Below are 12,405 nucleotides of genomic sequence, written 5' to 3' on the forward strand. Positions count from 1 at the left end.
GCTAACGGCGGCTGCTTTTGAGGTATTTATCATGTATCACTTTTTGCAAAGGTTCATTGCTTACTTTGCTTTCCAGCCACGAAACTACATCAAGGTAAGCAAAGGCCCTTGTTTCATAGCGGTTGGATTCCAGCGCTTTTAATTGCTCCAGCAATTTTTTAAACTCCGGTTGCAACCGTTTAACCGGCATAAAAAAACTTCTTTGCAGGTATTTTAAAATTTCTTCTTCTATAACAGAAAGGTTGTCCATTTTGGCCATAAACCGGTAAACCGATTTTATCAGGTGTTCCATAATATCGGTATTGCCCAGTTCGTAATGGGCAATTAAATGCAGCAGCCTTGTATAGCATTGCAAGTCCTGCCTCAGGTCTACCACATCATTAATTATATTTCGGAGATAGTCTATACATTTATTGTAATTGCCTGCGCCAAAATACAGTGTGGCAATTTTATAATTGAATACAAGTATCCGGTGGCGGTCCAGGTACAAATGATATTCGGCAAGTTTTTTTTCGGTGTATGGTATTAAGGCAAGTCCATTGCTGAATGTGCCTGTAATTAAGTGCTGGTTAATACGGGCGCTCATAAGGTACACAAAGGTTTGCACACTGTTGTTTACATGCTTACCCGCAATTTTTGATTGGGCAAATGCCGTAAATTCTTCAAGGGACAATTCAAATTTTTTGAAATTGCGTAAATCAAAATGTGCGTTCATTAAGTTGTGCATGCCTTTTATATAGTGGCCTGTTTCAATATCAATCATAAAAGGCTGCTCATGAAATAAATCCACCCATTTTTGGGTATAACGGTAATATTTTAAAAAATCCTGGCAAATAAACCCATACCAGCAAAAGCTTTGATAATAATAAAGCCTTTCGTAAAAACCCGTAAGTTTAAAATGTTTTGCCGGAAGGTTATCGTACAAATATTTTTTTACCACGGCTTCATCCGTTGCATTTCGGGCATGGCCGTGTTTTACATACCAACTGTATAATTTTAATGCCAGGTTTGAAAGGCCGGTAATAAATAACCTTTTGGAGTGCACATCATCTGCTTCTGTGCTTAATTGTTCGGCCCGGTTTTGCATGCTTCGGGTAATGTGCAGGGTTTCAATTTTTTTTTCCAAAGAAATAGCCTGTATCAAAAAACCATCCTGGTTAAAAGAAACCGCCATTTCCTTTACCTTCTCCAATATTTTCAGGCTTTGGTAATAAAGGCCCTTGTGGTACAAAATCCTTGCATAATCCAGTTGTTCATGCAACTGGAGGTCTACACTTTCCGATATTTTTATTACCCTTAAGCTGGCAAGTACCTGCTTATATAAATGGCTTTTAACATTGGCAAGTTGCGGCTTTTTTATAGAGTGGAGTTTTTTAAGCAGCAGGTTTTCGTCATACTCCCTTAATTTATCCAGAGCATCAAACAATTCCACAATTTTTAAATCATCATTGGGAGAATTACGCTTTATATACAGCTTAAAATTGCGCTTTTCTGCCTTTTCCAAAGAATGAACGAGTTGAAAAACTATATCGGCAGAGCGGTTGGGCATAATGTAAGTTAAGCGTTAAAACCCTTTAAACTCAATGGTTTCACAAAAATATTATGGGTTAAACATAATAAAAACAACCAAAAGTTCCTTTCGGCAATAATGCTATCCGGTTTAATTTCGTTGTTGAAAATATACGCAGGATGTTTTCAAAGGGTAAGCAATCGAAAGGCGCTCAATCGAAAAGGCCCATTGCTTTGGGCAATGAAGCGCAAAATAATGCAAGTTTCCCTTTTCTACAAACTACAGTTCAACTTTTTTCATATGGCAAGCAATCGAAAAGGTCACTCCGTTTCTACGGAGAGACCTACTTTTGTATGCACATCTTTTGTGATGTATAAATAAATTTGATTTGTACCATCAATCTTCAGCAGTTTTAAACCATATTTTTTTCTCATCGTTCCAGGTACCGTTATAGTTAATGGTTAATTCTTCGCCTGCATTTATATTTCGTATGGTTTTTACCAAAATACTCTGGTCATCAAAGTCCATAAAATATTCGCAATTGCTTTGGTAGCTGTGGTTATAAACTGGCACCAGGCCAAGCGCCATGCCACATTCTTCTTTTTTTACTCCCCATTCAAAAATATAATCATGCAGTAAAGTTTTATCTAACTGCTTTCTTTCTTTATGCGTCATTACAATTACCGGCGCTATTTCAATTATTGTTCCTTTTAAAATTGCTTCCAGGGTAAATACGCCTCTGCCCTTGCTTTTTGTTTTGTCAAAAAAAATATAGGGTTGCAACATCGCTTCAAATTTTGTTGTCAAATTTAAGCAATGGCTTTATCAATAAACAACCAAATAAACTAAATTGCAAAACAAAGAAAAAGGGTTTTCACTTATGGAGATGGATCAAATGCCCATACAGCAACAATTTGAAGAAGTAATTGTGTCTGATAATTTATTGGAAGTAAAGGAATTTCTCAATAACCAGAACATTAGTGATGTTGCCAACCTTATATATGAGAACCCGGATTATGAAATCCAGATTATTTCTACCCTTTCCATCCACCGTTCTGCCAGTGTGTTTAAGATACTGGACTTAATGGAACAAAAGCGCATCATAAAAAAACTCCCCGCTATAAAATCTGCCGAATTGCTCAATGAACTATCGGCAGATGACCGTGTTGATTTTTTTGAAGAGCTCCCTACAGGAACCGTAAGAGAATTACTCAAAATGCTCAATCCCGAGGAAAGAAAAATTACTCTTAAATTACTGGGATACCCGGAAAACAGCGTAGGCAGGCTGATGATACCCAATTATATTTATGTGTATGAGCACAACAGCATGCAGGAGGTTTTTGAAACCATCCGCCGATATGGAAAAAATACCGAAACCATAGATGTAATTTATATTATCAATGATAATGGTGAACTATTGGATGATATCCGCATAAGGGATTTTTTGCTTGCACCACCACAAACTAAGGTGAGCGACCTTATGGACAACCGCTATATTTCACTAAATGCCAACGAAGACCAGGAAATGGCCAGTGAAGTATTTAAAATGAATAACCGTGTGGCTTTGCCAGTAGTAGATGAAAATAAAATTTTATTGGGCATTGTAACCATTGACGATATCCTTTGGGTGGCCCAGGAAGAATTCACTGAAGACATCCAGAAAATTGGCGGCACCGAGGCTTTACAAGCGCCTTATTTGGATATTGGCCTTTTTAAACTTTTGAAAAAAAGGGCTGGCTGGCTCATCATTTTATTCATAGGCGAATTATTTACCGCTACGGTAATGCAATATTTTGAACATGAAATTGAAGCGGCTACTGTACTTGCCTTATTTATTCCGCTCATTGTAAGTAGCGGGGGAAACAGTGGTTCGCAGGCATCTACACTTATTATACAGGCAATGGCTTTGGGTGAATTAAGTATTGGCGACTGGTGGCGGGTGATGAAAAGGGAATTTTTAACAGGCATCATGTTGGGTACAATTCTTGGTGTAACAGGCTTTCTTAGAATTATTGCCTGGCAAAACCTTGGTATTTATAATTATGGCACTCATTGGCTACTGGTTGCCTTTACCATACTTTTTTCAATATTGGGCATAGTATTGTGGGGATGTATGATAGGCTCTATGCTGCCCATCATTTTAAAACGGTTTAAAATGGATCCGGCAGCTTCTTCGGCACCCTTTGTGGCTACTTTGGTAGATGTTACAGGATTGGTTATTTATTTTTCCGTTGCCTATTTATTGTTGCATGGTATTTTGCTATAATACACTTTCATTCAACAAATTTGATAAGTGCAAAACAAGTTAAATTGTAAATCTGCAGAGGAGAGCATAAATTCAATATTTTTGCAAATTGAAATCACAAATATTTAAAGAAATTTTATGTGTGGAATAGTTGGATATACAGGCCCTCGACAGGCTTTTCCTGTAATACTTAAAGGATTAAAACGGTTAGAATACCGTGGTTACGACAGTGCAGGTGTTGCCTTATTGAATAACCGAGATTTAAAAGTGTATAAGAAAAAAGGCAAAGTGGCCGACCTGGAAGAAGCCATAATTGGTAAAGACCTGCAGGCACATATTGGCATTGGCCATACCCGTTGGGCAACCCATGGCGAGCCGAGTGACAGGAATGCTCATCCGCATAAATCTGCAAATGGCAGCCTGGCCATGATACATAACGGCATTATTGAAAACTATGCACAAATAAAAAGCGAACTGGTTAACAATGGCTATACTTTTCAAAGCGAAACCGATACAGAAGTACTCATCAACTTTATAGAATTTATACAATCCAATAACGATTGTTCACTGGAAGAAGCATTACGCATTGCATTAAAAAGGGTTACCGGCGCATATTGTATTTTGCTTATTGAAAAAAATAACCCCGATACTATAATAGCTGCCCGAAAAGGGAGCCCTCTGGTTATAGGTATTGGCAAAGGCAGAGACGAACATTTCCTTGCCAGTGATGCCTCACCAATTATTGAATATACAAAAGAAGTAGTGTATGTAAACGATTATGAACTGGCCATAGTAAAACCTGGCGAACTCATTTTAAAAAACCTGGGCAATGAAAAGATAACCCCTTATGTTACCAAACTGGATATGGAACTTGCTGCAATTGAAAAAGGTGGCTACGACCATTTTATGCTCAAAGAAATATTTGAACAACCCCATACCATTTATGATTGCCTGCGTGGCCGCCTTGATGCAGCGGCAAGTACAATTACCATGAGTGGCGTAGAACAAAATATAGATAAACTAAAAAATGCCAACCGAATTATGATAGTGGCCTGTGGTACAAGCTGGCATGCCGGGCTGGTGGCAGAATATATTTTTGAAGAACTTTGCCGCATTCCTGTAGAAGTGGAATATGCATCAGAATTCAGGTACAGAAACCCTATAGTAAATGAAGGCGATGTTATTATTGCCATTTCACAAAGCGGCGAAACTGCAGATACGCTTGTTGCCCTTGAAAAAGCAAAAGAAAATGGCGCATTTATTTTTGGTATTGTTAACGTTGTAGGTTCTTCCATTTCCCGTATTTCCCATGCCGGTGCTTATACCCATGCCGGCCCCGAAATTGGTGTAGCCTCTACCAAAGCCTTTACCGGGCAACTTGCCGTAATAATGATGATGGCCATGAAGATTGCCATAGAAAAACGAAGCATTACGCCTGAGTATTATAAAAAACTTTTGCTGGAGTTGCAGGATGTTCCCGAAAAAGTGGATGCCATTTTAAAAAATGCCGAAGAGTTGAAATTTATTGCAGATAAATATAAAGATGCTTCCGACTTTTTATTTCTTGGCCGTGGCTATAATTTTCCGGTTGCCCTTGAAGGCGCTTTAAAACTAAAAGAAATTTCCTACATCCATGCTGAAGGCTACCCTGCAGCCGAAATGAAACACGGGCCCATTGCCCTGGTTACATCCCAATTGCCGGTGGTATTTGTTGCCACAAAAGATTCTTACCACGAAAAAATTGTAAGTAACATGCAGGAAATAAGGGCCAGAAAAGGAAAAATTATTTCTATTATTACTGATGGGGATACCGTAAGCCCCGCTTTAAGCGATGACTGGTTCAGCATCCCAACTGCCGATGAACTCATTGCCCCAATTTTAAGCGTTGTTCCTTTACAGCTACTCTCCTATTATTCCGGCATTGCCAAAGGTATTGATGTAGACAAGCCGAGGAACCTGGCAAAAAGTGTAACGGTAGAATAAAAAATTTTTACGTATTCTTTACAGGTATTTTTGTTATTAGAAGTTTCTTAACTTCCTGTATTAAAAATTAACTTATACGATGAATGTAATTCATGAACACCCGGTTGGCAACCTTGGGTATAATTTTATTGAGCCAAAATTTATCCCTAAAAATAAAGACGAGTATTATTTAAGAAATATCCAAAACAAATCGGGCCTGAAGTATAAAAAACTTACCGCCGACCAAATGGAGGTGCTCATCCATAACCGTAATACCTCCGACAACTGGGGCAATGTACTGGTATCGGATAAATTTGATGAAATGCTGGTACGCAATTGCAAGTTTTTTGGCCTGGTGCGTATTGGTAATTTAAGCCCATCCTACAAAGAGTTTCATAACCTGCGTATGCCAGTTGGGTTGTACAACAGTACCATCATTAGTTGTGATATTGGCAATAATGTGTGCATGGAAAACGCAAATTATTTAAGCCATTATATTATTGAAGATGATGTAATGATTGCCAATGTAAATGAACTGGCTACTACCAATTACGCCAAGTTCGGCAATGGAATTTTAAAGCAGGATGAAGATGAGAAGCACCGCATTTGGATAGAAGTGTGCAATGAAAATGGCGGAAGGAGTATAATTCCTTTTAATGGTATGCTTGCAGGCGATGCCTATATGTGGAGTAAATACAAGGATGATGAATTGCTAATGGAGAAATTTAAAGCATTTACCCATAAGCTATACGATAAAAAAAGGGGCTATTATGGCGTTATTGGAAAACGTACCGTTATAAAAAACTGCGGAATATTAAAAGATGTATGGATAGGCAGCGATGCTTACATTAAAGGAGCCAATAAAATAAAAAATGTTACCATCAACAGCGATGCGGCCCGCAAAAGCCAGATTGGCGAAGGTTGTGAACTGGTAAATGGTATTATTGGCTATGGATGCCGCATATTTTACGGCGTAAAAGCGGTACGTTTTATTTTGGCGGCACATTCTCAGTTAAAGTATGGCGCAAGGCTCATCAATTCTTACCTGGGCAATAATTCTACAATTTCCTGTTGCGAAGTACTCAACTCATTAATTTTTCCAGCTCATGAGCAGCACCATAATAATTCATTTCTTTGTGCATCTTTGCTCATGGGCCAAAGTAATATGGCCGCAGGCGCAACAATTGGCAGCAACCACAACAGCCGCAGCCCCGATGGTGAAATTGTTGCCGGGCGTGGGTTTTGGCCGGGCTTATGCGTAAGCCTTAAGCATAATTCAAAATTTGCTTCCTTTACTATTATAGCCAAAGGCGATTTTCCCTCGGAATTAAATATTCCTATTCCCTATAGCCTTGTAGCAAATGATGTAACCCATAACCGTATTGTAGTAATGCCGGCTTATTGGTTTATTTACAATATTTATGCACTGGAACGTAATGCCTGGAAGTATGCCGACAGAGACAACCGTACCGAACGCCTGCAAAAACTGGAATTTGATTACCTGGCTCCCGATACGGTTAACGAAATATTTGATGCAATAGAAATTTTATCAAAATTAAAAACCGGAAGAGATGGTTCTGCGGTAATCAAAGGCTGGGAAAACTCCGACAGGGAAATTCAAATTGTAAAAATCCCACAGGCGCTCAAAATTTTTAAGGAACTCATTTATTTTTATTTTGGCAAACTGGTACTGCAACATATTCTTACCCACAAAATCAAAAGTTTTACCGCACTTAAAAAGCAGCTTTATGCCAAGGTACAGCGCAGCACCTGGTTGAACATTGGCGGGCAATTAATGACAAAAACATCAGTAAACAAGCTAAAGAAAAATATTAAAGAAGGGTTAATTAGTAACTGGCAGCAGGTGCATCAATACTATATTGAACAAGGCAACAGGTACGATAATGAAAAATTGCAACATGCTTTTAATTGTTACCTGGAGTTAAGCAATATTACCGGCAAACAATTTAACCTGGCCCGTTTTAAAAATGTGTTGACCACATCAGTTAGTGTAAAGCAATGGATGTGCAAAGGGATTTATGAAAGCAGGGAAAAAGATTATACCAATCCTTTCAGGAAGATGCTGTATGACAGTGATGAAGAAATGAATTCTGTACTCGGTAAGCTGGAAGATAACAGTTTTGTGCAACTGCAACTTGCATCCCTTGAAGCCATGAAAAGCCAGGTTAATGAAATTTTTAAAACTATTAAGTCATAAGTTTACGGTACTTCCTAAATTTTAAAGTACAAATAGTACAAAAATAGCATTGTATTATTAGTCCGTATTTTCCTGGGGCAGTAAAGTAAAACTGCTGGCAATAAAACGATTCTTTTTAATTTTTCCGCTTACTTTGGCTTTACGAATGGCATTACAAAACCCATCTTTTGCATGGGCATCTCCAAACTTATCAATTTTGGCGCCATCTACAAAATATGACACCCCTTCAATACGCACTGCAAGGTCGCAGCCGGCTTTGCCTTTCATGCCAAAATTACATTGTCCGCAGGAAGCTTCAACAATTTGGGTACTATCCTGCGCCTGTACATTGCTAAATACTGCAAAAAAAAGTAACAGGATGATTGATAAAGTTTTTTTCATGGTTCACATTTTAGGCAAAGTTAACGGTTAAATCTACTGCAAACTATATATTGAAAAAAACTTTTTAACCGTAAAATTGCCTTTGCTTAATGTGGCACCAAATATTACGGAAGCGTAGCAATTACCCAAACCTTTTCTGCGTAAACCTTGTAAACGTCTTTCTCTGAATTGATTGTTTTAAACGCAACAAAACAAGAGAACGCTTAGATTGAGCAGGTAAAATATATGCTTTTTGAAGTTATAAAAAAACCGGCCAATTGGCTGGTAAAATATGAAGTAAAATAAAATTATTAGTTTTTATTTTTTCTTTTGTCCCTGTTTTTTAAAATGGGCGCCCTGCTTTCTACTCCTCTTAAAATACGGCTGATGTTTTTCTGGTGGGTTATTAATACCATAAGGGCAACCAATAATGCAAATACACGATAAAGGATTTCATTTTCGTTCCAAATCCACAATACAAAAACCGGTAACATGGTAGCTGCTAAAATAGAGCTTAATGAAACATAACGGGTTAAAAACAACACCAGCAAAAATACCACAACGCAACTTAAAGCAATACCGGGTTGTATGGCCAAAATCATTCCAAATAAAGTAGCCACGCCTTTGCCTCCCTTAAAATTGGCAAATATGGGAAATACATGGCCCAAAACGGCCGCAAGGCCAAGGCCAATCATTAAATTGGTGCGCTGCAATTCATTTTGAAGGTAATATGGCAAAAAATTATACAAGCCAACTGCTGCTGCACCTTTTAAAATATCTATTAACATTACCATAATGCCATAGTTTTTACCTAAAACTCTAAAAGTATTAGTAGCGCCCATATTGCCACTACCGTATTCCCTAATGTCAATTTCGAAAAATCTTTTGCTAATAATGAGCGCTGTAGGAATTGAGCCAATCAGGTATGCACATAAGATAATAGCAGCCTCTTTCATTATGAATAGTTGAATTTGAAGTACATACAAAGATACGGTTACTAAGGCTTTACAGCAAAAATATTAACCTATTGCATAAATTGTTAATAAGCAAAGCCACCCGTTTCTTTCGCTTATATTCTTTACTTCAAAATTATATTGGTTTAAATGCTTTTGTATATTTTCTTTATCTGAAACCAATAATCCGCTGAACAAAACTATAGTTCCCGGGTTACAGGCTGTTTCTATTTGCGGCAAATTGGCCGTAATAACATTGAAATTAATATTGGCCAGTATTATATCTGTTTTTGTCTCTGCTTTAAATCTATCTGTTTTAATAACAGCAATTTGCCTGCATTTATTGCTTTCAATATTTTCAAGTGCATTGGTAACGCTCCACTCATCGTTATCAATTGCCACAATATTTTTTGCCCCAAGTTTTTCGGCAAGTATGGCCAATACACCTGTGCCTGTTCCAAAATCAATAACCGCTTTATTATTAAAATTCAGCGCCTCCATTTGCTGCACCATTAAATAGGTAGTAGCATGATGGCCTGTGCCAAAACTCATTTTTGGGGTAATGATAATTTGATGGTTTACCTGGTTAATTGGCTCATGAAAACCAGCCCTTATTGCTACAAAATTACCAATAACGATGGGTTCAAAGCTACGCTCCCATTGCTGGTTCCAGTTTTTATTTTCAATTTTGGTAATGGAGTATATGCTTATTTTAAAATTTTCCAGTATGGGTAATATGTCACCTTTTTTAAACTGCTGTTTATCAATATAGGCCAATAGTTCATTATCTTTTTCTTCAAAAGCCTCAAAACCATTTGCGCTAAGCAGGGCTATTAGGGTTTCCTGTAATTGAAGGGATTCTGTATGAATTTGTAAACAAATAAACTGTTGCATATTAAAAAAATAACCCCCAGTTTACTGAGGGTTTAATCTATTTATAAAAAGTTGATTAATTGTTTGCCGGTCCTTGTTGCTGGCTTTCGGGCTTTGGCATCAATGCTTTGCGGCTTAATTTAAATTTACCCGTTTTAGCATCAATATCCATGAGCTTTACTTTTACCTTTTCACCTTCTTTAAAAATACCGTTCATAGATTCCAGCCTTTTCCAGCTTATTTCGCTAATATGTAGCAAGCCTTCTTTTTTGGGCAAAAATTCTACAAAAGCGCCAAAGTCTTTTATGCTTTTTATGGTTCCTTCATAAGTTTCGCCTACTTCCGGCGTAGCCGTAATACCTTTAATCCATTCTACTGCTTTATCAAGCCCTGCTTTTTCTTTACAGAAAATGCTTACTTCGCCAGTATCGTTTACTTCTTCAATATTAATAGTAGTGCCAGTTTCTTTTTGAATTTCCTGAATTACTTTACCGCCTGGGCCAATTACTGCTCCAATATATTCTTTATCAATAATCAATTTCACCATTCTTGGTGCATGAGGTTTCACATCATCCCTGTGGGTTGGTACGCAATCGTACATGGCATTGAGAATATGCATTCGGCCCTGCTTTGCCTGCTGAAGTGCCTGGCGCATAATATCCATACTTAAGCCATCTACTTTTATATCCATTTGTACGCCGCAAATACCATCTTTAGTTCCGGTTACTTTAAAGTCCATATCACCTAAATGGTCTTCGTCACCTAAAATATCTGTAAGCACGGCAAATTTGTCGTCTTTTTTTATTAATCCCATGGCCACACCGCTTACATGCTTTTTTACGGGTACACCAGCATCCATTAATGCAAGCGAACCAGCGCAAACAGTAGCCATTGATGAGGAACCGTTACTTTCCAAAATATCGCTCACTACCCTCACGGTATAAGCATATTCACCTGTGGGCATCATTTGCTTTAAAGAACGCATTGCAAGGTTGCCATGCCCAACTTCCCTGCGGCCAACACCTCTCATCATTTTTACTTCGCCGGTGCTAAAGGGAGGGAAATTATAATGCAGTAAAAACTTGGTATAGTCGGAATGATGGGCGCTTTCCACGAGCAACTCATCTAAAGGAGTACCTAAGGTAACAGTTGTAAGTGATTGTGTTTCACCACGTGTAAACAAAGCCGAGCCATGTGGGCCAGGTAATAAATCGGTTTCCATATAAAGTGGGCGAACGTCATCTGTACCACGGCCATCGAGCCTGCGCCGCAGGTTTAATATCATATCCCTTACCACGTGGTATTGCAATTCGCCAAAATAATGCCCAATAAGTGGCTTATCTTCTTCGGGAAGCTCTTCGCCAAGGTAGGTTTTTAATTCTTCTTTAAGTACATCAAAAGCTTCACTGCGCTCATGTTTTGCAGAAGCTGCAGCAGCAATGGCGTGCATTTTATCTTTACAAAATGCATTTATTTTATTTTCAAGCTCTTCGTTACGGTGGGGTTTTGTATATTCCCTTTTACTTTTTGTACCGGTTTTATCTTTCAACTCTGCCTGTGCCTTAATTTGTATTTTAATGGCATCATGGGCTATTTCAATCGCTTTAATTAAATCTTCTTCCTGGCATTCTTTAGCCTCGCCTTCCACCATCATGATATTTTTTTCTGTGGCGGCAATAATAAATTCCAGGTCGCTTTTTACCAATTCATCCCGGGTAGGGTTTACGATCCATTTACCATCAACTCTTCCAATACGCACTTCGGAAATAATTTCCTGGATGGGAATATCGGAAACGGCTAAAGCTGCGGAAGCAGCAAGGCATGCCAATGAATCGGGCATTACCTGGTCGTCGCTGGAAATGAGCGAAACCAATACCTGCACATCACATAAATAATCTTCGGGAAATAATGGCCTCAAAGCCCTGTCAATTAACCGGGAAGTAAGTATTTCATAATCATTAAGCCGTGCTTCACGCTTAAAAAATGAGCCGGGAATACGGCCGGCAGAGGCAAATTTTTCCTGGTAATCAACAGATAATGGAAAAAATGACTGGCCTTCTTTGGGTTCTTTATTGGCAACTACCGTTGCTAAAATGATGCAATTTCCCTGGCGAACCGTAACGGCTCCATCGGCCTGGCGTGCAAGTTTTCCTGTTTCAATAGTTACATTTCTTCCTCCGCCAATATCGAAAGTTATGTTTTTAGGTTGTAATAATGACATGTATTTGTTTTTTGCTCCTGCATTATTTTATGCAGAAAATGAGATAGCTTAAACGAATAATTC

General features: G+C 38.3%; 9 protein-coding genes. 3 read left to right on the forward strand and 6 right to left on the reverse strand.

The features are described 5' to 3' along the window. Nucleotide 1: 1 nt before the first annotated feature. Together IPO46_01125 and IPO46_01130 are read right to left on the reverse strand one after the other, a co-directional pair. Nucleotides 2-1,549 (reverse strand): hypothetical protein, encoded by a 1,548-nt coding sequence (locus IPO46_01125; protein ID QQS63250.1) that lies wholly within the window; start codon nt 1,547-1,549, stop codon nt 2-4. A 357-nt stretch (nt 1,550-1,906) separates the two neighbouring features. Then, complete coding sequence (locus tag IPO46_01130) at nt 1,907-2,296, reverse strand: SET domain-containing protein-lysine N-methyltransferase (GenBank protein QQS64280.1); 390 nt, start codon at nt 2,294-2,296, stop codon at nt 1,907-1,909. 100 nt (nt 2,297-2,396) lie between these two features. On the opposite strand from IPO46_01130, the gene mgtE reads away from it, so the two are divergent. From mgtE to IPO46_01145, 3 genes are all read left to right on the forward strand, one after another. Then, on the forward strand, nt 2,397-3,776 hold the full coding sequence (gene mgtE / locus IPO46_01135; GenBank protein QQS64281.1) for a magnesium transporter: 1,380 nt from the start codon (nt 2,397-2,399) through the stop codon (nt 3,774-3,776). Between the two features lie 117 nt (nt 3,777-3,893). Next, the gene (glmS, locus tag IPO46_01140; GenBank protein QQS63251.1) at nt 3,894-5,738 is read left to right on the forward strand and encodes a glutamine--fructose-6-phosphate transaminase (isomerizing); all 1,845 of its coding nucleotides are present in this window, start codon (nt 3,894-3,896) and stop codon (nt 5,736-5,738) included. 79 nt (nt 5,739-5,817) lie between these two features. Beyond that, nucleotides 5,818-7,935, forward strand: a complete 2,118-nt coding sequence (locus IPO46_01145; protein ID QQS63252.1) for a DUF4954 family protein — start codon at nt 5,818-5,820, stop codon at nt 7,933-7,935. 57 nt (nt 7,936-7,992) lie between these two features. Here IPO46_01145 and IPO46_01150 read toward each other — a convergent pair whose 3' ends face one another. The 4 genes from IPO46_01150 to pnp form a co-directional block, all read right to left on the reverse strand. After that, complete coding sequence (locus tag IPO46_01150; protein QQS63253.1) at nt 7,993-8,316, reverse strand: hypothetical protein; 324 nt, start codon at nt 8,314-8,316, stop codon at nt 7,993-7,995. A 290-nt stretch (nt 8,317-8,606) separates the two neighbouring features. Continuing rightward, complete coding sequence (gene plsY, locus IPO46_01155; GenBank protein QQS63254.1) at nt 8,607-9,251, reverse strand: glycerol-3-phosphate 1-O-acyltransferase PlsY; 645 nt, start codon at nt 9,249-9,251, stop codon at nt 8,607-8,609. 63 nt (nt 9,252-9,314) lie between these two features. Continuing rightward, complete coding sequence (prmA, locus tag IPO46_01160; GenBank protein QQS63255.1) at nt 9,315-10,142, reverse strand: 50S ribosomal protein L11 methyltransferase; 828 nt, start codon at nt 10,140-10,142, stop codon at nt 9,315-9,317. Nucleotides 10,143-10,197: 55 nt separating this feature from the next. Next, nucleotides 10,198-12,342, reverse strand: coding sequence for a polyribonucleotide nucleotidyltransferase (gene pnp, locus IPO46_01165; GenBank protein ID QQS63256.1), 2,145 nt, complete (start codon nt 12,340-12,342; stop codon nt 10,198-10,200). Nucleotides 12,343-12,405 lie beyond the last annotated feature (63 nt).

The sequence above is a fragment of the Chitinophagaceae bacterium genome, assembly GCA_016699815.1.
In the GTDB taxonomy this organism is placed as follows: domain Bacteria; phylum Bacteroidota; class Bacteroidia; order Chitinophagales; family Chitinophagaceae; genus Ferruginibacter.

Coding starts and splice junctions, on each gene's coding strand:
- IPO46_01125 (QQS63250.1), bottom strand. CDS start 1,549: ATGCCCAACCGCTCTGCCGATATAGTTTTTCAACTCGTTCATTCTTTG.
- mgtE (QQS64281.1), top strand. CDS start 2,397: ATGGATCAAATGCCCATACAGCAACAATTTGAAGAAGTAATTGTGTCT.
- pnp (QQS63256.1), bottom strand. CDS start 12,342: ATGTCATTATTACAACCTAAAAACATAACTTTCGATATTGGCGGAGGA.
- IPO46_01145 (QQS63252.1), top strand. CDS start 5,818: ATGAATGTAATTCATGAACACCCGGTTGGCAACCTTGGGTATAATTTT.
- prmA (QQS63255.1), bottom strand. CDS start 10,142: ATGCAACAGTTTATTTGTTTACAAATTCATACAGAATCCCTTCAATTA.
- IPO46_01130 (QQS64280.1), bottom strand. CDS start 2,296: ATGTTGCAACCCTATATTTTTTTTGACAAAACAAAAAGCAAGGGCAGA.
- IPO46_01150 (QQS63253.1), bottom strand. CDS start 8,316: ATGAAAAAAACTTTATCAATCATCCTGTTACTTTTTTTTGCAGTATTT.
- plsY (QQS63254.1), bottom strand. CDS start 9,251: ATGAAAGAGGCTGCTATTATCTTATGTGCATACCTGATTGGCTCAATT.
- glmS (QQS63251.1), top strand. CDS start 3,894: ATGTGTGGAATAGTTGGATATACAGGCCCTCGACAGGCTTTTCCTGTA.